Source organism: Acetobacter sicerae (assembly GCF_011516765.1).
Taxonomy (GTDB): domain Bacteria; phylum Pseudomonadota; class Alphaproteobacteria; order Acetobacterales; family Acetobacteraceae; genus Acetobacter; species Acetobacter sicerae.
This window is the reverse complement of sequence record NZ_JAAABN010000002.1, coordinates 162875-188424: the sequence shown is the minus strand read 5'-3', so window position 1 is coordinate 188424 and position 25550 is coordinate 162875. Positions and strand designations below refer to the sequence as shown.

Here is a 25550-nt window from a genome sequence, read left to right as displayed (position 1 = left end):
GGCTTGAAGTCAGTGCGTGGCCCGATGGAGGCGCGCCTTCTGACTGACGTTCAACGGGAGGCCTCGTTCGATGGCTGTCGTTCAAACCGGAAACGGTGTCCGGATTACCGGCGATGACGGGCTGGATGTCCAGCGCACTGCGTTCACGGAAATACCGGTTATTGATCTCGCGGGCATGATGTCGCCAGATGAGGCGGAGCGCCGAAATGTTGGCGACGAGGTTCGGAAGGCGTGCACGGAAGTCGGCTTCTTCTATGTACGGAATCACGGTGTAAGCCCTGACGTGCTGGCAAGATGTTATGAAGAGAGCAGGGCTTTCTTCGCGCTGCCGGAGGCCGAAAAGAGCCTCATCCATATTAAAAACTCACCGAACCATCGTGGTTACGGGCCTCTGCTGGAAGAGAACACCAATCCTGACTCGCAGGGCGACCTGCACGAGGCCTTTGATCTTGCGGGCGATATCCCTGCCAGCGATCCGGATGTGATGGCGGGCAAGGCGCTGTATGGCCCCAATCTCTGGCCTCAACAGCCGCCCGGTTTCAAACCGGCGGTTCTTGACTGTTACAGAAGTCTCGTGGCGCTGGGACACACACTGTTCCGGGCCTTTGCTCTGGCTCTTGAACTGGAGGAGGATTATTTCCTCCCGCTGATCCGCAAACCCTGCGCCCATATGCGTATTCTTCGTTATCCACCACAGGAAGTTGTCGTCAGCGAAAAGCAGATCGGTATTGGCGCGCATTCTGACTATGAGTGCTTCACCATCCTGAACCAGAACGGTGACTCGGCGCTTCAGGTGCTGAACGCGGCTGGCGTGTGGGTGGAAGCGCCGCCCATTCCCGGTACCTTCGTCATCAATGTCGGAGACATGATGGCGCGGTGGACCAACGATCTGTTCTGCTCGACCCTGCATCGCGTCATCAACAGGTCCGGAAAAGAACGTTACTCCATCCCGCTTTTTTTCGGACCTGATTATGACACGGTCATCAGCCCGCTGCCGTCCTGTCAGGATGCGGGCCATCCGCCGCTCTATCCGCCCATCAAGGCGGGGGACTACATCCTCTCGCGGTTCGATGAGACGTATGATTATCGTCAGTCGCAGCCAGAAAAAGTCTGAATTCTTTCCAGCAGGATTATGTGCTCATGCAAGTTGAGGAAACCGGTAGCGCGGCCGTTCTGGAACGTGTGCCCACCCATCTGCGGACAACGCGCGTGGATCGGGTTTTCTGGAGCCATTTTTCACCCAACCTTGCTCCCGCTGCATGGGTGATCGGCGTGCTGGTGGTGGTGCTCGGATTGCCGGGCTGGACCGGTTTCTGGGTGCTGCTGATCGGCAATCTCCTCGGCTCGCTGCCGGTGGCGCTCTGTGCCGTGATGGGGCCTGAAACCGGACTTCCCCAGATGGAAGCGTCACGTTTCTCATTCGGCCGGATCGGGAAGCGTCTGCCCTCCCTGATCAACTGGGCCAACTGCGTCGGCTGGGATGCGGTCAACAATGTGCCATCCGCGCTGGCCTTCATCCTGCTGCTGAAAATGGTCGGTCTGGCCGTGCCGTTCTGGCTCGCTCTGGGTATCCTTGCTTTCGCGCAGTTGCTGGCGAGCATGGGCGGCCACGACATCGTTCAGGCGATTGAGAAATATCTCGGCTGGGTCCTGCTGGTTTCGTTTGCGATCGTCGGTGTGATCGCCGTTTTCCAGTCGTCGGGGCAGACAAGCGCAGCACCTGCCGCTGCACCGCGATTTGCCGATATCATGATCGGTATTGGTGCGGTCAGCAGTTTTAACATGGCCTGGGCGGCCTATGCGTCGGACTATACGCGCTATGTTCCGCCCGGCACACCGTCTTCCCGTGTTTTCTGGCTGACGTTTGGAGGAACATTCCTTTCCTCCTTCACCATGGAACTGTTCGGCCTGCTGACGGGGGCGGCGATCAGTGATCCGTCTCCCGGTTCGGTGATTGCAGCCTTGCAGAACTGGTCAGGAATTTTCGCGCCGGTTGCGCTGGCCGCCGTGGCGTTTTCCTCCATTGCGATCAATGCGGCGAACGACAATACCGCCGCCTATGCGCTGATTTCCGGTGGTGTGCATGTCAACCGCATGCTGAGCGCCGTGGTGACGGCCAGCATGGGTTATCTTCTCGCCGTGCTCGGGGAGGGAACATTCGTGTCCCTCTATGAGAATTACCTGCTTCTCGCCCTTTACTGGATCGCGCCATGGTGCGGGATCGTGCTGGCGGACTGGTATTGCCGTCCGGCCGCGTTGAAGTCCTTGCGGATGGAAACACTCGCCGGCTGGACCTCTTCCGCAACGCTGTTTGTTGTCGTGACGGTTTTGACAATCGGCCTGTTCTCTTCGACACCTCTCTATACAGGCCCTGTCGCGGCGATGCTCGGCGGTGCTGATGTCGGTTATCTCGTCGGCTTCTTCATGGCCGCTCTGGGACAGATAGCGCTGCTGAATGCGCGGGGACGACGTGTGTCTGTCGCCCGTTTTCAGGACGCCTGATACGATGAGGACATTCATGACGATCGACACGGGTACAATCTGACATGATGGATCTGGTTCTGAAAAACGGCGTCCTGCCCGATGGCAGTCGGGCGGACATCGCCATCGCCGATGGAAAAATTGCCGCTATTGAAACAGGGTTTTCAGGTGAGGCTGTCGAGACGCTGGATCTGGAAGGCTATCTTGTCTCTCCGCCTTTCGTGGACAGCCATTTTCATCTCGATACGACACTGACAGCCGGGCTGATCCGTCACAACACGAGCGGCACTCTTCTGGAAGGCATCCAGATCTGGAAGGAAACAAAGCCGCATCTGACTGAAGAGGATATCTACGCCCGCGCCCGCAAACTGTGTGAGATGACCATCTCGCAGGGCACGCTCGCCATCCGGTCTCATGTCGATATCAGCGATCCTGATCTGAAAGCGGTTCGTGCGCTGGTGCGTCTGCGAGAGGATCTGAAGCCGTGGATGACCATCCAGCTTGTGGCCTTTCCGCAGGACGGTTTTTTCCGGATGGAAGACGCGGCGGAACTGCTGGTCAGGGCGTTGGACATGGGGCTCGATCTGGTCGGCGGCATTCCTCACTATGAGCGCACGACGGTACAGGGCGGTGAGTCGATCGACGCGCTGTTCCGGCTGGCGGCGGATCGGGCGCTGCCGATCGATATGCATTGCGACGAAACGGATGATCCGAATTCGCGTCATATCGAAACCATGGCGGCCTGTGCGGTGAAATATGGGTTGCAGGGGAGGGTGACCGGCTCTCACCTGACGTCGATGCATTCGATGGACAATGCGTATGCCGACAAGCTGATCGGTCTTCTGGCTGAATCAGGTCTGGCCGCTGTCTCGAACCCGCTGATCAACATGACCCTGTCGGGACGCTACGACACATATCCGAAACGCAGGGGGCTCACGCGCATCCCCGAACTGCTGCGTGCGGGCGTGCCGGTCGGGTTCGGTCACGACTGTGTGATGGACCCGTGGTACCGGCTAGGCAGTCACGATATGCTGGAGGTGGCGTCCATGGGGCTGCACGCGGCACAGATGACCAGCGAAAGCGAGATGGCGGCCTGTTTCAGCAGCGTCACCGATATGGCGGCGGGGATTCTTGGTCTGGACGCGTACGGACTGAAAGTCGGCACTCCGGCTGATCTGGTGGTGCTACAGGCCTGCTCCGTTTTCGATGCGTTGCGGCTGCGCCCATGCCGTTTGTATGTGCTGCGAAATGGTCGGGTGATTTCCCGGACAGAGCCGCGTCTCAGCCAGTTGACGCTGTCTGAGGAGCGGACAGTCGATCTGGCGCGGATCTGAAAGTAGCCGGGTGGAGCGGAAATCGCTCCACTGTCAAACAGATATTCTCTTTTCGGCTATGCTCTCAGAAATCCAGATTGGCGTAGTAGTCCGGCGGGTTCATGCCGGGCACCCGGTCGTTCAGAAGCGGACGGAAACACGGACGGGATTTGACCCGCGCATACCACTCGCGGGCTGCGGGCTGCTTGCTCCAGTCGATATCGCCGATGAAGTCGAGACAGGAGACATGTGCTGCGGCGGCGAAGTCGGCCAGCGACAGCGTGCCGCCCGCAAGCCATGTGCGCGCCTCGGCAAGCTGGCCGATATAATCCAGATGTGGACGGATGTTGGCATATCCTTCCCGCAGGGCGGTGCCGTCGGGATTTCCGCGACCGCTCAGGCGCTTGAACACCTTCTCGCCCAGCAGCTTGCGGGTCACGTCGCGTGCGAAAACACTGTCGAACCACGCGACCAGCCGACGCACTTCAACGCGCTCGGCAAGGGTCCGGCCAAGCAGGCACGGGTCAGGATAGGCTTCTTCCAGATATTCGCAGATCACCGACGAATCAGGGACCACAAGCCCGTTGTCCTCCACCAGAACCGGCACCTCCTGCGCCGGGTTCAGGCGGGCGAATTCAGGACGGCTCTCCCAGACGCGCTCTGTCAGCGGCTCGAACGGAAGACGTTTTTCACCCAGTGTCAGCCGGACTTTGCGGCAATAGGGTGACAGGGGAAAATGATGAAGGATTCGCATGTGCCCGCTTTAAGCGATCCTCGCGTAACGCGCCAGTAGGTGTGTGGTGAGTGTGTACTGTTCGCGCATACGTGTGCGGGAGGGAAAGAAAACGCATGGTCGGGGATGTTCAGGACAGATGATGTCCGGCCTCGACAGGCGGATTGGCGAGGTGTTACCACCGGACTCATGATTATCAACCGACCGCGCAGTGGCGTGCCGGACAATTTTCCAGACCAGGGATGAGCCCCAGATCGTGACGTCGTCTACAGCTTCCGTCGATCCAGCAAGCCTGCCGCGTATCAGGGCCGGCGGTCGTTCCTTTCTCGCTCTGGTGCTTACGCCCGAGGCTCCACTCGATATCTGGCTTGTCGCTCTGGATCACCAGATCAGTCGTTCCGCCGGTTTTTTCGCAGGCAAACCGATTATCCTCGACCTCACGCTCGTGCCGCTTGACACGCCGGGCCTTGCCGACCTGCTGCCCTCGCTTGAGGAACGCAATATCCACGTTATCGGAATTGAAGGCGCGGATCGGGATGAGGAGGTTTTCGCCGGGTGGAACTGGCCGGAAGGTCTGAGTGGCGGCCGGTCCACAGCGGAGGAAGATATTCCGCTTGATTCCGTCGAGGAACTGGAGCCAACTCCCGGCGCCCTGATTGTGGAAGAGCCGGTGCGGTCCGGTCAGCACATCGTCTGGGCGGAAGGGGATGTGATCATTCTCGGCTCTGTCGCATCCGGCGCGGAAGTTTCCGCAGGCGGTTCGATCCACGTGTATGGAGCGCTCAGAGGACGCGCCATCGCGGGGATTGTGGGACGGCCGGAAGCCCGGATCTTCGCCCGGGTGATGCAGCCCGAACTGCTGGCCATTGATGGTTTTTATGCGATTGCCGAAGAAATGCCGGAAGATCTGACGGGAAAACCATCCCAGGCGGTGCTTGTTGACGAAGTGCTTACTCTTAAACCGCTAACGTAAAGAGTATTCCGGCGTAATATTAATTTCCGGGCCCGAGCCCTGATTTGGACACACATTCGGCCTATTTGATGCAATAATTAACGGGTCGATATAGCAATAAGGACGAACAGTTTATGGCGCAGGTTCTCGTCGTCACATCCGGTAAGGGCGGCGTCGGTAAGACCACCACCACCGCTGCCCTCGGCGCGGCGCTTGCAAAGACGGGCAAGTCCGTTGTTGTGGTCGATTTCGACGTTGGCCTGCGGAATCTCGATCTGGTGATGGGCGCCGAGCGTCGGGTCGTTTTCGATCTGGTGAATGTCATTCAGGGCGATGCAAAGCTGAATCAGGCGATCATCAAGGACAAGCGCCTTGATACGCTCTCGCTGCTTCCGGCTTCCCAGACCCGTGACAAGGATGCCCTGACGGAAGAAGGCGTGGCCAAGGTCATGGCCGAACTGAAAGAGAAGTTCGACTGGGTGGTCTGTGACAGCCCGGCCGGTATCGAACGCGGCGCCCAGCTGGCCATGGCTCACGCCGATCAGGCCGTGATCGTCACCAACCCGGAAGTCTCTTCCGTGCGCGACAGTGACCGTATCATCGGTATGCTGGACAGCACGACGGAAAAGGCGAAGGCAGGCGAGAAGATGCCCAAGCATCTCCTGCTGACCCGTTATGATCCGGCCCGTGCCGCTCGCGGAGAAATGCTGAGCGTTGATGACGTTCTGGATATCCTTTCGATCCCGCTGATCGGTATCATTCCGGAAAGTCAGGATGTCCTGCGCTCCTCCAATCTTGGTGCGCCTGTCACTCTGGCGGCTCCTGAAAGCGCTCCTGCCCGGGCCTATTTCGAGGCGGTCCGTCGTCTGACAGGGGAAAAAGTGGACGTCACCGTTCCTACCGAGAAGAAGGGTCTGTTTGACTGGCTCTTCAAGCGGGGTGCTGCATGAGCTTTCTCGCAAACCTTTTCAACCGCAAGTCGTCCGCGCCTGTGGCGCGCGACCGGCTGCAGATTCTTCTCGCTCATGAACGTGCCAACCTTGGCGAAGGCAAGTCCGATCTTCTGGTCCAGCTCCAGAAAGAGATCATGGAAGTGATCAGCCGACACATCGCCGTCGATCAGGACAAGGTTCAGGTCAAGCTGGACCGTGGTTCAGGCTGTTCCATGCTGGAAATCGACATCGAGGTCCCCGGCATTGAGCAGAATGGCAAGGAAAAGAAGGGCGACACACATTCCGTGTGAGTGTGGTCAGTCTGACTGAATGATGAAATGGCGTTCCGGGCGATCGGGACGCCATTTTTCGTTTCAGAAAGTCCGATGCGATGACAGAGGCCCCGGTCACCCCGCCTTGTTGCTGCGTGGATAAGATGGCGGCAGACCAAAACGCGCCTGCCGCCTGCTTTATTCAGCCGCCGAAGGGATGGAACGAACGCCGTGGACGATGCGGTCGGTAGTCACCCTCGTTCATGCGGAAGTTCGGTACGCCACCCATAAGTGGATCGGTGATGCTGTCACAGCCGTTTTCCAGATGCCCGGCGAGTTGAACCTTGAAGCTGGAGTCACCCTCAACTTCAATCGTCAGGTCATACCAGCCGCCTGTCTCCCTGGTCATGACTGTCAGCACATGGGACTCCATGGGTTCCAGAACATGACGCCCACTCAGCACTTCGCCTGAATAACCATCGGTGATCCGGAGACGGGCGCTTGTGTGGGCGTGATTGACCAGATCAATCAGAAGGACATTCTCAAAGCGCTCCGAACGGCTGTTGACGCCGACCTGAGCAAACGAACCCCCACGCAGTGTGCCCTGAAACAGACGATAGAAACCGTTCGGACCATGCACGGACAGGTCATAGGTGCGATCGGAGTCCGAAGCAGACCATGTGTCACTTAGGCGCTTGTGATCTTCGATCGTGTAGAAGCGGGCCACATCGGCCGCTTTGGCGTCGCGGACATGGAAAGCAACACCGGCGTCACCGGTATTGTGGAAGCCGAGAACCATTTTTGCGGCACTTGCGTGCGGCGTCGAATGGATGTGCAGGTCATAAGGCAACGCTCTTGCCCGGCGCACGCCTTTTTCCTGCACAGGCACGCTCTGGTTTGTGGGAACAGCAGGAACGTAGCTGTCGTGTCTCTTGGCGTCGACTGGCGCGAAGCTGGTTGTCGAGGGCAATGGAGCAACACGCGTATTCGGATTTTCGAAATCGAACGCCGATGTCAGATCACCGGAGACCACACGACGCCAGGGCGAAATGTTGGTTTCGATCAGGCCCGGATAGTGCGGAGCAAAACGGGCTTCAAGGAAGCGGATAAGCGACGTGTGGTCGAACATTTCCGAGTTGACCCAGCCACCACGGCTCCAAGGGGAAACGACCAGCATCGGCACGCGCGGGCCGAAACCATAAGGACCAGCGGCATAGCTGGATGAGCCGGGATAGATCTCGTTTTCTATGGAGACCGTTGAACTGCCCTGCGTCGTTGACGGCGGAGGTGAGGGAGGAACGATGTGATCGAAAAAGCCGTCATTTTCATCGAACATGATGAACAGGGCGGTCTTGCTCCAGACGTCTGGATTGTCCGTGAGAATGTCGAGAACCTGAGAAATGTACCAGGCTCCGTAGTTCGAAGGCCAGTTCGGGTGTTCTGAATAAGCCTCGGGCGCAACAATCCATGAAACCTGCGGCAGCGTCCCGGCTTTGACATCAGCCTTGAAAATATCAAACAGCGTGCCGGATACGGCAGTGTTGGTGCCTGTACGGGCTTTCTGGGCCAGCGGCGAGGAGTCCGCAGCGTTCTGATACTGGTGGAAATACAGGAGCGAAGTATCGCCGTAGTTTCCGATATAAGGGTTGCTCGTCCAGCCCCATGAGCCGGCGGCGCTCAGGCCGGTGCCAATGTCCTGATAGACTTTCCACGAAACACCAGCGGCTTCCAGACGCTCGGGGTAGGTTGACCAGCCGTAACCGGCTTCAGCGTTACTGACCACCGGACCGCCGCCCGTGCCGTCGTTTCCGACATAACCCGTCCACATGTAATAGCGGTTGGGATCGGTCGCGCCCATGATCGAGCAGTGATAGGAATCACAGATCGTGAAAGCGTCGGCCAGAGCGTAATGGAACGGCACGTCTTCCCGCATCAGATGCGACATGCAGGTCGTGGTCTTGGCCGGGATCCAGCCATCCCAGTTGCCGTTGTTCCAGGCTTCATGGGTCGTCGCCCAGTCGTGGGGCAGATCGGCAAGGAACTGCATGCCCATGTCCGGTGCGTCAGGATGGAACGGCATCACCTTGTCCGTGCCGTTCGGCTGGCTCCAGACCGTATTGCCGGATGGCAGGCGCACGGCGCGGGGATCATTATAGCCCCGGACACCCTGCAGCATGCCGAAATAATGATCGAACGAGCGATTTTCCTGCATAAGGAAGATGACATGTTCGATGTCGTCAATGGAGCGGGTGCGGGTATTGGCCGGCATCGCAACGGCCTTGCCGATGCTCTGCTGCAGCGTTGTCGCCATCGCGCCCGATGTCAAAAGCTTGAGAAAATTACGACGATCTGTCTCGGTCATCACTTTGCTTTCGTGACAGGTGTGGACTCACGATTGCGCTGATAGCCTTGAAGAGAAGGGCGTAGGTGACAGTATAATTAACGTGCTGTTAATGTTTTGATGCAGACCGGAAACTATTGTTTACAAAAAGATACAAATACAATTAATTGTAAAGATTTATATTGTTTGAGAATTTATTTGATGGTTTTGAAATATTGCTTTTGCGGGATTGCGATGCCGCAAAAGAAAAGGAGACTTTCTGAAGCGGCGAAATGCCTCTGTCCAGAAAGCCTCCTTCCAGGGTTTTGCGGTCATGACACAGTGCTGATCCGGCTGGAAACCCCTTCCACCTGCTCGGATCAGTGAAGCTCTCAGTCCTCCAGACGAAGGGCTTCCGTTGTGTCCTTGCGGAGCGCCTCGCAAAGCTGCTGGTTGTCAGAGAGCTTCTGACCGAAAGAGGGGATCATTTCCTTGAGCTTTGCGTCCCATGCCGGAAGCTGGGCGGCGAAGCACTTGCGGATCACATTGAGCATGATCGGGGCCGCCGTGGAAGCGCCCGGTGAAGCGCCAAGAAGCGCTGCAACCGATCCATCGGCTGAACTGATCACTTCCGTACCGAACTGAAGCACGCCGCCTTTTTTTGCATCAGACTTGATGACCTGCACGCGCTGACCGGCGACAACCAGTTCCCAGTCCTCATCGCGGGCATCAGGCACGAACTCTCGGAGCGCTTTCATCCGGTCGGAATTGCTCTGGAGAACCTGCTGGATCAGATATTTGGTGAGCGCCCAGTTATCGCGGGCCACGGCCAGAATGGCTCCGATATTGCCGGCATTGATCGAGCGCGGCAGATCAAGCAGGGAGCCCTTTTTCAGAAAGCGGGTCGAGAACCCGGCATAGGGCCCGAACAGCAGGGCTGGCTGACCGTCAATCATGCGGGTGTCGAGATGCGGCACCGACATGGGAGGCGCGCCAACGGAAGCCTTGCCGTAAACCTTGGCGCGGTGAGCGGCGATGACATCGGGATTCTTGCAGCGCAGGAACTGACCGCTGACGGGGAAGCCGCCATAGCCGCGCGCTTCCGGGATGCCGGTCTTCTGAAGCAGCGGAAGAGCGGCGCCGCCTGCGCCGATGAAGAGGAAGCGCGTGCTGATCGTGCGTGACTGGCCTGTATGAAGAGCCTTGACGCGCACATTCCACCGACCGTCAGAACTGCGTTTGATGTCCTCGATTTCGTGTCCTGTATGCAGCGCGACGCCCGGCTTTTCTTTCAGAGCCTTGATCAGAAGACGCGACAGTGCGCCGAAATTGACGTCCGTTCCGGAGGCGATCCATGTCGCCGCCAGTTTTTCGCCAGCGGGGCGGTTCTTCATCACCAGCGGAATCCACTGACGCAACTGCTCGGCGTCTTCCGAATACCGCATGCCGGAGAAAAGCGGGTGATCTTTCAGCGCTTCATAACGACGACGCAGAAAGTCGACATTCTTGTCGCCCCATACGAAACTCATGTGGGCGACGGGGGTTATAAAGTCCCGTGGATTGGCGATCTGACCTGTCTTGACAAGGTAGGACCAGAACTGGCGCGACACCTGAAACTGTTCGTTGACGTTCAGCGCCTTGGTGATGTCGATGCTGCCGTCCGCGTTTTCGGAAGTGTAGTTCAGCTCGCAGAGAGCCGAGTGTCCGGTTCCGGCGTTATTCCAAGCATTCGAGCTTTCCTGCGCCACATCGTCGAGGCGCTCAAAGATGTCGATCGTCCAGTCTGGCTGCAACGTGTTGAGAAAGGTGCCGAGCGTGGCGCTCATGACACCTCCGCCAATCAGGAGAACGTCCGTCGAAGCACGGACTTCAGTCGTTGCAGCACTCATAACACTCTCCGGTAGATAACGTGTGACAAACCTCAGGGACACATTGCCTGAGTCGGGCTGTGGGCCGGGAGAATGGCCCGGTCAAAGCCATAAGGAAAGCCTCCCCCGACCCATGTTTTCTTCGGCGTTTCATCACGGACTGACTGTTCGTCGCCCCTAAGGCCTGTACAATTCCAAAACATCGTCACCGGTATGCACATGATTTGCCCGGTTTGCTGCATCATCTCTTTGCGAGCATTGCGAAACACCTCTGGCTCTCAGGCGTTCTGATTCCCACATGGTCTGGAGCACGGCGATTCCAGACCGGAACGCAGACTGTCCTGAAGGAGCGACTGCAATGACGATCAAAAAATATGGCACGGCCCACTGGGAAGGGAACATCAAGGAAGGCAAGGGCCTGATTTCCACCGAAAGTGGCGCGTTGAAGGATCAGCCTTACGGCTTCAATACCCGCTTTGAAGGCAAGCCCGGCTCCAATCCTGAGGAGCTGATCGGCGCGGCTCACGCATCGTGCTTCACGATGGCGCTTTCGCTTATTCTCGGCGACGCCGGATATACAGCGACAGCGCTCGATACCAAGGCTGTCGTCTCTCTGGACAAGCAGGATGCCGGGTTCGCCATCACCTCGATCAGCCTGACGCTTACAGGCGCCGTGCCGGGCGTCAGTCAGGAGGAATTCCAGAAGCTGGCGGAGAAGGCGAAAGAGAACTGCCCGGTTTCCAAGCTGTTCAAGACAGACATTACTCTGGATGCGACTCTCAACTGAGAGATGTTCCGGTGCAGGATATAAACCTCCTGCACCGGTTGATCTGGATGTTATTTAGCCGAAACGGTGGTGCTCATGCCCAGCCGGTCGAGTAACTGACGGTCGCGTGTAGCCGCCGGGTTGGGGGTCGTGAGCAGACGCTCACCGTAGAAAATCGAATTCGCCCCGGCCAGGAAGCACAGGGTCTGCGCTTCATCCGTCATGTTCTCGCGTCCGGCCGCGAGGCGTACGTGGCTGGAAGGCATCGTGATGCGAGCGGCGGCGATCACGCGCACGAAATCGATCGGATCGACTTCCTCGGCTGTTTGCAGCGGTGTTCCGGCAACCTTGACGAGCAGATTGATCGGCACGCTCTCGGGATGCTTCGGCATGGAAGCCAGTGACGCGATCATCCCGGCGCGGTCTGATTCGCCTTCACCCATACCGACAATCCCGCCACAGCATACGTTGATGCCTGCATCACGGACATTCGACAATGTGTCGAGACGATCCTGATAGGTGCGTGTGGAGATGATCTCGCCATAAAATTCCGGCGACGTATCAATGTTATGGTTGTAGTAATCCAGCCCGGCGTCCTTGAGGCGGTGAGCCTGCCGGTCATCCAGCATTCCGAGGGTGACGCAGGTTTCGAGACCGAGCGCCTTCACGCCTTCAATCATGGAACAGACCGTTTCCAGATCGTGATCCTTCGGGGAGCGCCAGGCGGCCCCCATGCAGAAGCGGGCCGCGCCAGCTTCCTTGGCCCGCTTGGCTTCCGCGATCACCCCGTCAACCGCCATGAGCTTTTCCGCCTTGATCCGCTCGTCATGGCGTGAGCTCTGCGGGCAATAGGCGCAGTCTTCCGGGCAACCACCGGTCTTGATCGACAGAAGCGTCGAGATCTGGATTTCCGTCGGGTCGAAGAACTGACGGTGCAGGGTCTGCGCCCGGTAAAGCAGTTCGGGAAAAGGAAGATTCAGAAGCGTTTCGACTTCGTCACGTGTCCAGTCGTGCCGTAACGGCGTTCCTGCGTTCGTCTGGGACGGAGAAAGGGCGCTGAGGGAGCTGCCGTCTGCCATGGCCGGAAGGTGTTCCTGTTATCTGCGGGATACCCGTTCTGGCACGGAATGCTCTCCTTTTTCAACGAGCAGAAGACTCCCGGAGGAGGATAACCGGAGAAAAGCACGCTTCGACGCAGGCAGGGGTGAGTATACGCCGGATGCTTAAGCACTTTTTATCTTCTGTAAGGCATCGTTACGCACTGAACTGCGATGAGTGTGCCGGGTCAGATGGGGCTCCACGAAAATGATAGAGCCAGCGCTTCCATAGAACGCAGGCTGGAACAACTGGCGGCTCTGGCGTTTGCTGCGGCTGATGTGCTGTTTGAAGTGGATCGCGCCTTCAGAATACGTCATGTCGGGGGCGCCATTCAGAAACTGACGGGTCATAACGCCCGAGCTGTCAGGAACATGTCGCTGTTCGACATGCTCATTCCGTCCGATCGCATCTTTCTGAAACGGGTCGTGGAAGCGTTCGATCAGGGAAAGCCGGTCAGACGTACGGCTGTCCGGTTCCTGCGCGGCAAAAGCGAAAATACTGTCGCCATGCTGGGTATGACGGTCATGCCGGGCAGCGTTGGAGAGCGTCTTGTGACCGCGACCATTCTGGATCGTGGTTTTACTCCGTCCTCCTCTGAGGACGGTTTCCTTGATCGCTCCTCTTTTCTGAGTGTTGCGCAGCGTCTGATTTCAGCAGGAGACGGACAGGCGCAGTACAGCCTTGTGATGCTGGCCCTGCCTCAGACGGTGGAAAACTCCGCCATGCAGGATACGGCCCTTGGTAAGGCGTTTTATGCGGAAATCGAGGCGATTCTTCGTCTGAGCAGCGAAAACGGGGCTGTCACCCGCCTTGGCAATGGCGCTTTTGCCTATTTTCAGAAGGCTGACGACGATCCCGATCTTGTCGCGGAGAAAATCGTCGAGGCGACAGAGGTTCCGCTGACCCGCCCCTGTGTCCAGAAGCTGCCGCTCGATGCGATGCTCATGGAAAATGAGGAAGTCGAGAAGGCACTGAACTACGCGCTTGAAACATTTGCCGATGAAACGACAAGACAGAACGTAGCGTTTGAAAACCTGCCGGACTGTCTGGCCGCCGCGAATAACCGCGACCGGGGGCTTACGACATCCTGCCGCAACATCATCAATGACGAGACGTTCTTTCAGGTGCTGCAGCCCATTCTGACGCTGAAGAACGGGATCATTCAGCATTATGAAGTTCTGACACGCTTCGCCGAAGGTGTTGCCCGGGGAATTGCCAATACGGGCGATTTCATTCAGATCGCCGAGCAGATCGGCATGATCAACACGTTTGACCTGCTGAACTGCGTCAAGACCATCAAGCTGCTTCAGAAGCTTCCCAATGAAATCAAGCTCGCGCTGAATGTGTCCGGACGTTCGGTGCAGTCCGCTGAATTCGCCAGTCAGATGATGAACCTGCTGGACTCGGCGGAGATGAAGATCAGCCCGTCACGTCTGCTTATCGAAATTACCGAGACGCGGGGCATCACCAATTTTGACGGCGCGACCACGCTTCTTCAGTGGCTGGTGAAGCGTGGTCACAGGATCTGTCTGGATGACTTTGGCGCGGGTGCGATGAGTTTTGAATATCTTCGCCGCTTTCCCGTGGATTTTGTAAAAATTGATGGCCATTTCTTTCGGAACGCCATGAGCAGTGGGCGGGACAGGATTCTGATCAGGGCGATCGCCCGCTGCTCCTTCGAACTGGGATGCCGAACAGTGGCGGAAATGATCGAAACCGAAGTGGATGCGGCTCTGGCGAAAGAACTGGGTGTGGAGTGCGGGCAGGGGTGGCTGTTCGGGCAGCCCGTCACGGCCGAACAACTGCTTGCATCGGTGAAGCGGGTAACCAGAACACAGGATCGCTCAGCCTCGGAAAGTTTTCCTATTTCCCGGACTGCCTCTCTGTCATCCCAGCGCATGGATGCCGGGAAAGGACCATCCTCGATATTAAAAGCAGGCGCTTCCCGAAAGAAGATGCCGGCAAGAGATAATTCCTGACGGCGCTCCATATTTTTGCGCAGGATAAAGGATCGTTTCTTTTCGATGTCTTCTCTTGACCTCATGGGCATTTAGGCGCAGGCGAGAGCGTTTGACGCCATAGATTCAGGACGGGGGGAGGCAATGAAGCACTGGCATATCGACCAGATGGACTGGGGTAGTTTCGAGCCATCCAGAGTTGATCCGGACATTGTAGCCGTTGTGAAGGCTGCCTCTGTCGTTGAACGTAACAGTGTGGATTATGCTGTTTACCTGAATCACGTCTTTGCGGACGATGCGGATTTTCAGGAAGCGGCCGATAACTGGGCGCTTGAGGAAATCCAGCATGGCGATGCGCTGGGCCGCTGGGCCATGCTGGCTGATCCATCATGGGATTATCCTGCGGCGTTCGAACGCTATCGCAACACGTTCCACATTGACCTGAACACGACATCGTCCGTTCGCGGCTCCCGCACCGGCGAGCTGATCGCGCGATGCATGGTGGAAACCGGGACATCCTCTTTCTATTCATCGCTGGCGGACGCGACGGATGAGCCTCTTCTGAAAGCCATCTGCAAGCAGATCGCCGCTGATGAATACCGGCATTTCAAGCTGTTTTACGATCACATGCGCCGCTATCTGAAGCGGGAACGCCTCGGTGCCTGGGCCCGCACCCGGATTGCTCTGGGGCGTATTACGGAGAGCGAGGACGACGAACTCGCTTCCGCCTACTACACGACAAACGAGCCCCCCTCGGTGCGCTATGAGCGCAAGCGCTGCATCGCAGGTTATATGTCGCGCGCGCTCAAATCCTATCGTCAGAAGCATATCGACCGCGTCACGGGCATGGTCTTCAAGACCATCGGTTTCAAGCCACACAGTCGGCTGCATGCTCTTGCGGCGCGGCTGGTGTTTGCCCTGATCCGCCGTCGCCAGCGTAGTTTCGAGCGGGAAGCAGTGGCAATCGGCGCCTAGCGGCTGTCCGGGAACGGCATGGTTTTGACCGGTGCCGGTCGGCGTCCTACCATGACCGGAACAGATCGTTGAAACAGGGAACGGGTGATCGTTCCTGTGTCACAAGGTGTTGTCTCTGCATGTCGCGTTTGAAGAACAAAGTCCGTCAGTCCGCCATTCTTTCCTCCCTTTCCGGCCTGATGCTGGCCTCCAGCCTGGTCACATCCGCGATGGCCGCAACAGCCGGGCAGGGGGCTGCCATCAAGCCCTGGGGATTTGATCTGGCGGGTCGCGATACGACACTCCTGCCGGGCAATGACTTCTTTGGCTATGCGGATGGCAAGGCCGTAAAAGCCATTGATATTCCGGCCGACAGGACCTCTTTCGGCGTGTTCGACGCCCTGCGCGATCTGTCCCAGAAGCGTGTGCGCGACATTCTTGCGGATCTGGCCAGAAAACACATTGTCGCGCCGCAGACGACAGAGCAGAAGCTGGCAGTTTACTACACCAGTTTCATGGATGAAAAAGCGGTCGAGGCGTTGGGAGCGAAGCCGCTTCAGAACGATCTTGCGGCCATCCGTGCTCTGAAAACGCCAGCTGAATTCGCTCATCTGATCGGGACCGGACAGACATCTTTCCAGTTTTCCGCTTTCTCCCTGTACATCCAGCCGGATGCCAAAGACCCGACACGGTTTGCACTCACGCTGGATCAGGGCGGTCTGGGCATGCCCGACCGGGACTATTATCTGAAGCCGGAATTCGCCGCGAAGAAGACGGCGTATGAAGCCTATATCGCGAAAATGCTGACCCTTGTCGGCTGGCAGGACGCCGAGGCCCGTGCGAAGGATATTGTGGCGCTGGAAAGTCAGTTGGCTGCGGTGCACTGGCCGCGTGTCGATCTGCGCGACCCTGACAAGACCTACAATCCGTTTACGGTCGCCAGCCTGACGGAAAAGGCTCCCGGCTTTGATTGGGGCGCGTGGCTGGATGGCGCTGGACTGACGGTGCAGCAGGCCGACGCCGCCAGAATTATTGTTGGTGAGCCTTCCGCGATTACCGGTCAGGCGAAACTGCTGGGGGCTGCGCCACTACCCGTTCTGCAGGCATGGCTGGCTTTTCATCTGGCCAACAATTCCGCTGCGACGCTGTCTTCTCCCTTTGTGAACGCGTCCTATGATTTCAATCGCAAGACCATAGCCGGACAGCCGAAGCTGGCGGCGCGCTGGAAACGGGCGACCGACGCCACGGATAATGCGATGGGCTGGGCGATCGGCAAGATTTATGTCGACCGGTATTTCCCACCTGAGAGCAAGATCAAGATGGAAGCTCTGACGACCCGCCTGAAAGCGGCGTTCCGGGTCAGGCTCCAGAACAATAGCTGGATGTCCGAAGTCACAAAGCAGCACGCACTGGTCAAGCTGGATCACTTCGACATTCAGGTCGGTTACCCCAGGAAATCCCGTGATTACACGGACCTGACGGTCACGCCGGGCGACGTGTACGGCAATGCCGCCCGCGCCGTCGCCTTTGAGTGGCGTTACTGGCTGGCTCATCTCGGCAAGCCGGTTGATCGCGATGAGTGGGATATGACGCCGCAGACGGTGAACGCCTACAACCAGCCTGTCTTCAATGAAGTCGTATTCCCGGCCTCAATCCTTCAACCGCCTTTCTTTGATCCGCACGCGGATGACGCCGTCAATTACGGCGCGATTGGTGGCGTTATCGGGCACGAAATGACGCACAGTTTCGACGATGAAGGCCGCAAGTTCGATGAAAACGGCCGTCTGAGCGACTGGTGGACCAAGGAAGACGCCGCCCGTTTCGAAAAACTCGGCGAACGCCTTGGCGCACAGTATGATGCGTTTGAAGTGCTTCCGGGCGTGCATCTCAACGGCAAGTTGACAATGGGCGAGAACATCGCCGATCTCGGTGGTCTGACTCTGGCGCTGGATGCCTATCATGCGTCCTTAAATGGCAAGGATATGCCGGTTCTGAACGGCATGAGCGGGGATCAGCGGGTCTTTCTGGGCTGGGCGCAGGTCTGGCGGATGAAGGTGCGTGAAGACCGCGCCAGACAGCTGGCCGTGATCGACCCGCATTCAGCGCCTGCAGCCCGCGTCAATCTGCCTGCGCACAACATCGACGCCTGGTACAAGGCCTGGAATGTGCAGCCTGACCAGAAGCTGTATCTTGCGCCGGACCAGCGGGTGAAAATCTGGTAGTCTGCGACTGATCCTGAAAGGCCCGCTGTGAACAGGCGGGCCTTCAGCCCGTGTCTCCTTCTCTTCTCCCTGGATACAGAAAAGAACATTTCCTGATGACCGCATTTACACTCGCCTATCGGAACACTCCTCTGCACGCCGTGGTGGCGGCTGCTGTTGCGCGTGTTCTGGAGGCTTATGAGATCGAGCCGGATTACATCGCGGGAGATGACGCCTCTCTTGCGAAAATGATGGCAGACGGGGAGATTGATCTTTTCGCGACGGCATGGCTGCCGACAATGGATGAGGGGCTTCTTTCCCCCGCCGTGGAAACGCTGGGTAATCTGTATCGCCCAAGTTTCGGTTTCTTTGTTTCGGAAGGCGCGGGGAGTTCCCTGTCCGGGCTATCCTCAATCGAGGAACTGGCGGCGTCGTCCGTTGCGCGCAATCTCATCACACCGGAAAGCCTTGTTTCCCGCGTGCGGCAGGTCGTGGCGGGCTATCGTCTGACGGAAGCTGGATTCACCATCGAATCCCAGCCGGACGAGCAGGCGTACGAGACAGCCGCGGCTGCGGTAGAGGCAGGAGAGGCGGTCGTTCTGCCACTGTTCACGCCCTGCTATCTCATTCACTCCATCCCGCTTCGCCCGCTTGCTGATCCGAAAGGCGCGGCGGGCGCAGAACTGGAAGCGCGTCTGCTGATCAACAAAGCGTCGCGTGCAAAGGCGGACAGCGATCTGATTGATGAACTGGACGAACTGACGCTCGGCAACAAGGTTGTCAGCGCCCTCGACAATGCAGTCCGGCATCTGGGCATGAGCGCTGATGAGGCTGCTGAGGAGTGGCAGCGCGGCAAGCTTCTGCCTCGCTGAGGAGAGTCGGGAGTGTCGTCGGTCGCGCCGGATTGCATGAACCCGAAAGCTGTTCCGCAGCTTCATGGCGTGGATGGTATCCGCCTCGCCATGGCCATGACCGACACACATCAGTTGAGTGTGGGTGAAGGAAGCGAGACGGTGACCGTGCAGTTGCCTCCGCAGGCGCGCGGGATTTTCCCGTTGATCGACGGTCGCAATACGGTGGCGGATCTCGCTGCCCGGCTGGAGGTGCGTGGGGTTGATGCGTCCCAGTTCGAAGGCGTGTGGCGGGCCACGGTAGCGACGCTGGTCCCTTTAGGACTGCTTTCGGTTTCTCTGTCGCTTTCCTGAAGAATCGAGATGCTCCCTGTTATCGTTTTTGGTGCCGCTCTGTATCCTGACGGTTCACCGCGCCCGGCTCTTCTGGCGCGTGTGCAGGCGGCTCTTGGTTTTGGCGCACGGCACAGCGACAGTCTGTATGTTGTGACAGGCGGCGTCCCGCAGTCAGGGCGCACCGAAGCGGATGTGATGGCCGATCTGCTGCTGTCGGCGGGTGTGCCGGAAAAAGCCATCCTGCGTGAGGATCGCTCGGCTGATACGTGCGATTCCGCCATTGCCTGCACGAAGCTGCTGCGTGAGCAGGGATATGATGGCCCCGTGGCTGTCGTCACCAGCGATTTTCACATGATGCGCTGTGTCGCCATGCTGCGGGCGCTGGGCTGGATCACCGTGGCAGTACCTGCGCCTTCGCGCGCCGATCTGTCGCGTGGACGTCGGCTGTGGGTGCATCTACGGGAATATCCGGCGACGGCCTGGGATGTCCTGCTGGTGCTGATCTGGCGCTTTCGTCAGTAGGGCGCGATTTTACAGGGCGGGATTGGGATGCGGACGTAAACCGTGCTCATCGTAGCAGTCGCTGCGGGGGCAGCCTGTCCAGCGAGTAACGTGTTGCGTATGAGCCTCTTTCTCGCCGTCTTTCGACTGACGGTGCAGAGTGACGTGGCCCTTGCATTCGCGGCACCGGAAACTGCGTATCTTGCGGTCGTCAGGTCTCATAGAGAGCGCCGTCAGCACAGTCATCGGCCGCCAGACGTCGTCCGTGCCTTTGACATCAACATCCGTTGCCAGAACCATTTTCGTCCTCACGATTCCAGAAAAAATCAGATTCCAGCAGGATATCGGAGGGGGGATGACGATTTGTTAACAGAGGCGATAAAGGCCCCTGCATTGACATTCCATGACGTTTTCCCTTCATCACCCTGTGTAACGCCGGATTTTTCCGCACGTATGGCCCGCCGGACGACGGGCTGACTTCATGTCATCATCAGTCCAGGAGCTACTGAATGTCTGTCTACGCCTTTGTTTTTCCGGGTCAGGGAAGTCAGTCTCCTGGCATGGGGCAGGATCTGGCGGATGCGTTTCCGGCAGCGCGGGAAGTCTTTCAGGAAGTTGATGATGCGCTGGAGGAAAAACTTTCAAAGATTATTTTTGAAGGTCCGGCGGAGGAACTGACCAGCACGGAAAACACGCAGCCTGCGCTGATGGCGGTATCGATGGCCGTAGTCCGGGTTCTGGAGCGGGAAGGCGGCGTCGATTTCAGCACCAGAGCGACGCTGATGGCCGGTCATTCTCTTGGTGAATACTCCGCCCTTGCTGCGGCCCGTTCTTTCGGAATTGCTGAAACAGCGCGTCTGCTGCGTCTGCGCGGCCGTGCGATGCAGCGCGCTGTGCCTGCCGGAGAGGGCGGCATGGCGGCTCTGATCGGCGTGACCCCTGAGCAGGCGCAGGAAGTATGCGAGGAGGCTGCCGTTCTCAAAGTTGAAGGGCAGCCGGATCAGCGTGAGATCCTTGAGGTGGCCAACGACAATGGTGGTGGTCAGATCGTGATTTCCGGCCAGATGGCGGCCATTGACCGGGCGATTGTGATCGCCAAGGAGAAAGGCATCAAACGGGCCGTCAAATTGCCGGTTTCCGCGCCATTTCACAGCTCCCTAATGCGCCCGGCCGCCGATGAGATGGCCGAGGCTCTGGATGGCGCCGACGTGAAAGCTCCCATCGTGCCCATCATCGCCAATGTGACAGCGGCGAAAGTGACATCTCCCGACATGATTCGTGAACTGCTGGTCAGGCAGGTGACCGGCACGGTCCGCTGGCGTGAAAGTGTCGAGGCTATGGTCTGCATGGGCATCGATCATTTTGTGGAACTCGGGGCGGGCAAAGTGCTTTCTGGCCTGATTCGCCGGATTGCGCCTGAGGCGAAAACCGAGTCTGTCGGCACGCTCGACACCATCGACAGCTTCCTCCGGACCCTCTGACGGTCTTTTCCTTCTTCGGTCTGACTCCATTCGAACAGGACAGGAATTTATGTTCAGTCTTTCCAACAAGGTCGCGCTCGTTACCGGCGCCACGGGCGGCATCGGCGAGGCCATCGCCCGCCAGCTTCATCAGCAGGGCGCGACGGTCGTTCTGTCCGGCACACGCGAATCCGTTCTGGCTGAACGGGCGGCGGCTCTGGGCGGAGAGCGTGTACATGTCGTCGCAGCCGACCTGTCCGACCCGGCAGCGGCGGAGCAGCTTGTGGCCCGCGCAGAGGAAGTCGCCGGGGCTCCGCTCGATATTCTCGTGAATAATGCGGGACTTACGCGGGACACGCTGGCCATCCGCATGAAGGATGAGGACTGGTCCAGGGTGATTGAGGTCGATCTCGCCTCACCGTTCCGACTCTGCCGTGCAGCGCTCAAGGGCATGCTGCGTCGGCGTGCGGGACGTATCATCAGCATCGCCTCCGTAGTGGGGACAACCGGAAACGCGGGGCAGGCCAACTATGCCGCCGCCAAGGCCGGACTGGTGGGTATGACCAAGTCTCTGGCTCAGGAAGCCGGCTCCCGTGGAGTGACGCTGAACGTGGTTGCGCCGGGCTTTATCGCCACGGCGATGACGGATGTGCTGCCGGATGCGCAGAAGGAGAAGCTGGTGGGATCGATCCCGCTGGGTCGCATGGGCTCGCCCGACGATGTGGCGTCCGCCGTGGTTTATCTGGCGTCGGAAGAGGCGGCATGGGTCACCGGCGCGACATTGCATGTCAATGGCGGGATGGCGATGATATAAGACGAATTGCTTGGAATTCGTTGCGGAGACTACCTTTTCTCGAAAACGTGAGCTAAGGAAGGTGACTGGTTTTGAACCCGGTGCGATCATGAAACGTCATGCTTTTCATGCATCCGCTTGGCGGCGGGAATATTTCCGTGCTAATCGCCCCCGCAGCCTCGTTGGGCATACCTCGGTTGCCCCGTTCGAATGCCCTGCTCCGGCTTGTGGCCGGGACGGGGTGAGCGCCAACCATTCGCCCGAAATGCTTGGGCATACAGGAAGCAGAAACAGATGAGCGAAATCGCTGATAAGGTTAAGAAGATCGTTGTCGAGCATCTCGGCGTTGAAGAGAGCAAGGTGACACCGGACGCGTCGTTCATCGACGATCTGGGTGCAGACAGCCTCGACACGGTCGAACTGGTGATGGCGTTTGAAGAGGCTTTCAACGTAGAGATCCCGGAAGACGCAGCCGAGAAGATCGCGACCGTCAAGGATGCGATTGATTACATTGAGGCACAGAAAGCCGCTTAAGGTTTTCTGTATCTGACGGGTCCATGCAGTTGGTGCGCGGACCCATTTTGTTCTGAAAATCAGGGGGCGAGCGAGCTTGCTGCAGTCGGGCGGATCAGATTTGGGACGGAGACGCGTGGTCGTCACCGGTATGGGGATGGTAACGCCTCTCGGGCTTGGCACCGAGAACGTCTGGAAGCGTCTCATCGCGGGTGAAAGCGGTATCGACCGTATTCACTCGTTCGATCCGAGCGAACTTGCAGCGCATATCGGCGGCGAGGTGCCGGAAGGCCCTACCTCCGAGGGTAAACTCACCATTTCGGACTGGATTCCTGTAAAGGACCAGAAGAAGATGGATCGCTTCATCCATCTGGGAATGATCGCGGCCGCAGAGGCCGTCGAGGATTCCGGATGGAAGCCCGAGTCGGAAGAAGATCGCTGCGCCACAGGCGTACAGATCGGTTCCGGCATCGGTGGTCTGCAGACGATCTACGATGCTTCCATTACGGTCTATGAGGGACGGGCGAAGCGGCTTTCTCCGTTCTTCATCCCGTCGGCGCTGGGCAATCTGGTGTCTGGAAACGTATCGATCCGGTACGGTTTCAAGGGGCCGAATCATTCAGCAGTGACGGCCTGCGCCACAGGCGTTCATGCGATTGGTGACGCCGCGCGTCTCATCATGCTCGGCGATGCCGATGTGATGATTGCTGGTGGCGCTGAGGCAACGGTCTGCAAGCTCGGCATCGCCGGGTTCTGCTCGGCCCGTGCCCTGTCCACAGGGTTCAACGATCGCCCGAAGCAGGCTTCCCGTCCGTGGGATCGCGACCGTGACGGTTTCGTCATGGGCGAGGGCGCCGGTATCGTTGTGCTCGAGGAATACGAGCACGCGAAAAAGCGTGGCGCCAAGATTTACGGTGAAGTCGTGGGTTACGGCATGTCGGGTGACGCGCATCACATCACGGCCCCGGCAGAGGGCCATGAAGGGGCGTATCGCGCCATGTTCGCGGCTGTCCGCAGCGCGGGCATCACGCCGGGCGAGATCGGCTATGTAAATGCGCATGGCACGTCCACCATGGCGGATGATCTTGAGCTGGATGCGGTCGAGCGTCTCTTCGGCGATGAAGGCCGCAAGGTGGCGATGTCTTCCACCAAGTCAGCGATCGGTCATCTTCTGGGCGCGGCTGGTGCGGTGGAGGCGATGTTCTCCATGCTGGTCATTCGCGACGGTGTCGTTCCGCCGACGCTCAACCTTGATAATCCATCACGGGAAAGCATTATCGACCGCGTGGCGCACGAAGCGCAGCAGCGTAAGGTCAATATTGCGCTCTCAAACAGTTTTGGCTTTGGTGGCACCAACGCCAGTGTGATCGTCCGCGGCGTCTGAACACAGACGCACTCCGAACGGTTATCATTCAGCAGGCCATCTTCGGATGGCCTGTTTCATATCTGACCCGATACAGGTGTTTGTTTCATGAGCGATACTCTTCCAGACCGTCTGTCCGTTGATCCGGAAAGCCCATTCTACAACGAAGAGCTGCTTGCCCGTGGAATCGGTATCCGTTTCAAGGGCGTCGAAAAGACCAATGTCGAGGAATACTGCCTCAGCGAGAACTGGGTGCGTGTCGCCGTCGGCAAGTCGCTTGATCGTCGTGGCAAACCGATGACGATGAAGCTTCAGGGACCTGTCGAGGTCTGGATCAAGGGCAACGAAGAAGCCTGAGATCTAAAGCCTGCCGCCCATGAAGCGCGGCAGGCGGTTGGCTACATTTCAACATGGTCTTCAAGGCTGTGCTGAATGCCCAATGCGGATATGCGCGCTCTCATGAGAGAGAGGCCTTGATGCAACTCTCCTCTGAGCGCAGGCTTACACACCAACGTGATGTGAAACTGCATTCCTTTGAAGGAGACGAAGATCATGACTGAAGTCGCCACGCCGGTTCAGCCTGACAAACAGTTCACCATTCTCATTGTCGGAGGCGGTACAGCAGGCATCGCCATTGCCGCCCGTCTTCGCCGTGAACGGCCGTCTCTCTCCATTGGCATCATTGATCCAGCCACAACGCATGCCTACCAGCCCGGCTGGACGCTCGTGGGGGCAGGGGTCATGACCCTCAAGCAGACCCTGCGGCAGGAAGGCGGCCTGATCCCTGCCGACGTGACCTGGCTGCGGGCTGCGGCAGAGTATTTCCAGCCGGATGATCACATTGTCACGCTGGATGACGGTCAGCGCATCGGTTATCGCCGCCTGATCCTGTGCCCCGGCCTCCAGCTCGACTGGAACAGGATCGAAGGTCTCAGCGAGACGCTCGGCAAGAACGGCGTGTGCAGCAATTATTCGATGGAGCATGTCGAATATACTTGGACCTGCATCCAGACACTCAACGGCGGCAAGGCCCTTTTCACGCAGCCGCCGATGCCGATCAAATGTGCAGGCGCTCCGCAGAAAATTGCCTATCTGGCCTCGGATTTCTGGCGCAAGGAAGGCGTCCTCAACCGCACGGAAGTCGACTTCCTGCTGGCGGGCGACGCTCTGTTCGGCGTGGCCTACTACCGCCCGTCTCTCCAGTATGCCGTCGATTATTATGGTATCAACCTGCACTACAAGCACAATCTTGTGGCAGTGGATGGCGAGGCCAAAGTCGCCATTTTCGACGTGACGGCACCGGACGGCAGCAAGTCGCGTGAAACGCGCAACTTCGACATGCTGCATGTAACGCCGCCGCAGAGTGCGCCAGACTTCATCAAGAACAGTCCGTTTGCCGGAGCCGGCGGCTGGGTGGATGTTGATCCCTCGACGCTTCGTCACACGAAATATGACACCGTTTTCGGTGCTGGCGACGTGATCGGCACAAGCAACGCCAAGACCATGGCGGCAGCCCGTGCGCAGACACCTGTTATTGTAGCCAATGTGCTGGCGTCGCTGGAAGGCAAGCCGCTCACAGGAAGCTATGATGGCTATGGCGCCTGCCCGCTCACGGTCGGCTACGGCAAGGTGGTGCTGGCGGAGTTCCTCTACGGTGGAAAGCCTGCGCCCAGCTTCCCTTATGACCAGCGCAAGCCCAGTAGCTTTGCCTGGATGCTCAAGGCCAAGGTCTTCCCGCATGTGTACTGGGATCTGATGCTGAAAGGCCGCGACATCACGGTCAAGCATCACCCGGAATGGGCCAAGAACGACGGCTGATCACGCAATAAAGGCAGAGAGAAAAACCTTTCTGCCTCAAGCCGGAGTGAGCTTCGTTCAGTTCGGT

23 protein-coding genes are annotated in these 25550 nt (G+C 58.4%); 19 read left to right on the top strand and 4 right to left on the bottom strand.

The genetic code is table 11. From position 1 onward, the window contains the following. Positions 1-70 precede the first annotated feature (70 nt). Genes GVI59_RS03405 through GVI59_RS03395 form a run of 3 tightly spaced genes read left to right on the top strand, consistent with a single transcriptional unit; the run spans position 71 to position 3815 of the window. The gene (locus GVI59_RS03405; RefSeq protein ID WP_173572898.1) at positions 71-1114 is read left to right on the top strand and encodes an isopenicillin N synthase family dioxygenase; all 1044 of its coding nucleotides are present in this window, start codon (positions 71-73) and stop codon (positions 1112-1114) included. A 26-nt stretch (positions 1115-1140) separates the two neighbouring features. After that, entirely contained in the window at positions 1141-2502 is a 1362-nt protein-coding gene (locus GVI59_RS03400) for a purine-cytosine permease family protein (protein ID WP_173572897.1), read from the top strand. 44 nt (positions 2503-2546) lie between these two features. Then, positions 2547-3815 carry a cytosine deaminase gene (locus GVI59_RS03395; protein WP_173572896.1) on the top strand — a complete coding sequence of 423 codons (1269 nt, stop codon included), beginning with the start codon at positions 2547-2549 and terminating at the stop codon, positions 3813-3815. Positions 3816-3879: 64 nt separating this feature from the next. Here the strand turns inward: GVI59_RS03395 and fzlA are convergent, their stop codons facing one another. Next, the gene (fzlA, locus tag GVI59_RS03390; RefSeq protein WP_077812474.1) at positions 3880-4548 is read right to left on the bottom strand and encodes an FtsZ-binding protein FzlA; all 669 of its coding nucleotides are present in this window, start codon (positions 4546-4548) and stop codon (positions 3880-3882) included. Positions 4549-4783: 235 nt separating this feature from the next. Between fzlA and minC the strand changes: the two genes are divergently transcribed. The 3 genes from minC to minE all read left to right on the top strand — a co-directional run bounded on the left by minC (position 4784) and on the right by minE (position 6722). Beyond that, the gene (gene minC / locus GVI59_RS03385) at positions 4784-5500 is read left to right on the top strand and encodes a septum site-determining protein MinC (protein ID WP_173572895.1); all 717 of its coding nucleotides are present in this window, start codon (positions 4784-4786) and stop codon (positions 5498-5500) included. A gap of 113 nt (positions 5501-5613) precedes the next feature. Then, complete coding sequence (gene minD, locus GVI59_RS03380) at positions 5614-6429, top strand: septum site-determining protein MinD (RefSeq protein WP_173572894.1); 816 nt, start codon at positions 5614-5616, stop codon at positions 6427-6429. Further along, positions 6426-6722, top strand: a complete 297-nt coding sequence (minE, locus tag GVI59_RS03375) for a cell division topological specificity factor MinE (protein ID WP_173572893.1) — start codon at positions 6426-6428, stop codon at positions 6720-6722. The genes minD and minE overlap by 4 nt, the downstream gene beginning before the upstream one ends. Before the next feature lie 163 nt (positions 6723-6885). Here the strand turns inward: minE and GVI59_RS03370 are convergent, their stop codons facing one another. Both GVI59_RS03370 and GVI59_RS03365 read right to left on the bottom strand, forming a co-directional pair. Further along, a complete protein-coding gene (locus tag GVI59_RS03370; RefSeq protein WP_173572892.1) occupies positions 6886-9045 on the bottom strand; it encodes a phosphocholine-specific phospholipase C in 2160 nt (719 codons plus the stop codon). A gap of 350 nt (positions 9046-9395) precedes the next feature. Then, positions 9396-10892, bottom strand: a complete 1497-nt coding sequence (locus tag GVI59_RS03365) for a malate:quinone oxidoreductase (RefSeq protein WP_173572891.1) — start codon at positions 10890-10892, stop codon at positions 9396-9398. Positions 10893-11229: 337 nt separating this feature from the next. On the opposite strand from GVI59_RS03365, the gene GVI59_RS03360 reads away from it, so the two are divergent. Next, positions 11230-11658 carry an OsmC family protein gene (locus GVI59_RS03360; protein ID WP_173572890.1) on the top strand — a complete coding sequence of 143 codons (429 nt, stop codon included), beginning with the start codon at positions 11230-11232 and terminating at the stop codon, positions 11656-11658. 50 nt (positions 11659-11708) lie between these two features. Here GVI59_RS03360 and bioB read toward each other — a convergent pair whose 3' ends face one another. After that, on the bottom strand, positions 11709-12716 hold the full coding sequence (gene bioB, locus GVI59_RS03355; RefSeq protein WP_173572889.1) for a biotin synthase BioB: 1008 nt from the start codon (positions 12714-12716) through the stop codon (positions 11709-11711). Between the two features lie 192 nt (positions 12717-12908). Here bioB and GVI59_RS03350 point away from each other — a divergent pair, with 192 nt between their 5' ends. From GVI59_RS03350 to GVI59_RS03295, 12 genes are all read left to right on the top strand, one after another. Beyond that, positions 12909-14714, top strand: coding sequence for an EAL domain-containing protein (locus tag GVI59_RS03350; RefSeq protein WP_173572888.1), 1806 nt, complete (start codon positions 12909-12911; stop codon positions 14712-14714). A gap of 123 nt (positions 14715-14837) precedes the next feature. Continuing rightward, positions 14838-15668, top strand: coding sequence for a ferritin-like domain-containing protein (locus GVI59_RS03345; RefSeq protein ID WP_173572887.1), 831 nt, complete (start codon positions 14838-14840; stop codon positions 15666-15668). Between the two features lie 119 nt (positions 15669-15787). Next, positions 15788-17869 (top strand): M13 family metallopeptidase, encoded by a 2082-nt coding sequence (locus GVI59_RS03340; RefSeq protein ID WP_173572886.1) that lies wholly within the window; start codon positions 15788-15790, stop codon positions 17867-17869. A 95-nt stretch (positions 17870-17964) separates the two neighbouring features. Beyond that, positions 17965-18720 carry a glycine betaine ABC transporter substrate-binding protein gene (locus GVI59_RS03335; protein WP_173572885.1) on the top strand — a complete coding sequence of 252 codons (756 nt, stop codon included), beginning with the start codon at positions 17965-17967 and terminating at the stop codon, positions 18718-18720. A 12-nt stretch (positions 18721-18732) separates the two neighbouring features. Then, positions 18733-19053, top strand: coding sequence for a hypothetical protein (locus GVI59_RS03330; RefSeq protein WP_338422056.1), 321 nt, complete (start codon positions 18733-18735; stop codon positions 19051-19053). 9 nt (positions 19054-19062) lie between these two features. Beyond that, entirely contained in the window at positions 19063-19557 is a 495-nt protein-coding gene (locus GVI59_RS03325) for a YdcF family protein (protein ID WP_173572884.1), read from the top strand. A 488-nt stretch (positions 19558-20045) separates the two neighbouring features. Beyond that, on the top strand, positions 20046-21017 hold the full coding sequence (gene fabD, locus GVI59_RS03320; RefSeq protein ID WP_173572883.1) for an ACP S-malonyltransferase: 972 nt from the start codon (positions 20046-20048) through the stop codon (positions 21015-21017). A 49-nt stretch (positions 21018-21066) separates the two neighbouring features. Then, positions 21067-21810 carry a 3-oxoacyl-[acyl-carrier-protein] reductase gene (gene fabG, locus GVI59_RS03315; RefSeq protein WP_173572882.1) on the top strand — a complete coding sequence of 248 codons (744 nt, stop codon included), beginning with the start codon at positions 21067-21069 and terminating at the stop codon, positions 21808-21810. Between the two features lie 273 nt (positions 21811-22083). Continuing rightward, a complete protein-coding gene (locus GVI59_RS03310; protein WP_010666873.1) occupies positions 22084-22323 on the top strand; it encodes an acyl carrier protein in 240 nt (79 codons plus the stop codon). 52 nt (positions 22324-22375) lie between these two features. Beyond that, positions 22376-23686, top strand: coding sequence for a beta-ketoacyl-ACP synthase II (gene fabF, locus GVI59_RS03305; protein WP_173573051.1), 1311 nt, complete (start codon positions 22376-22378; stop codon positions 23684-23686). Positions 23687-23773: 87 nt separating this feature from the next. After that, positions 23774-24022, top strand: coding sequence for a DUF3297 family protein (locus tag GVI59_RS03300; protein ID WP_010666875.1), 249 nt, complete (start codon positions 23774-23776; stop codon positions 24020-24022). Between the two features lie 195 nt (positions 24023-24217). Next, positions 24218-25483 carry an NAD(P)/FAD-dependent oxidoreductase gene (locus tag GVI59_RS03295; RefSeq protein WP_173572881.1) on the top strand — a complete coding sequence of 422 codons (1266 nt, stop codon included), beginning with the start codon at positions 24218-24220 and terminating at the stop codon, positions 25481-25483. Positions 25484-25550: the final 67 nt, after the last annotated feature.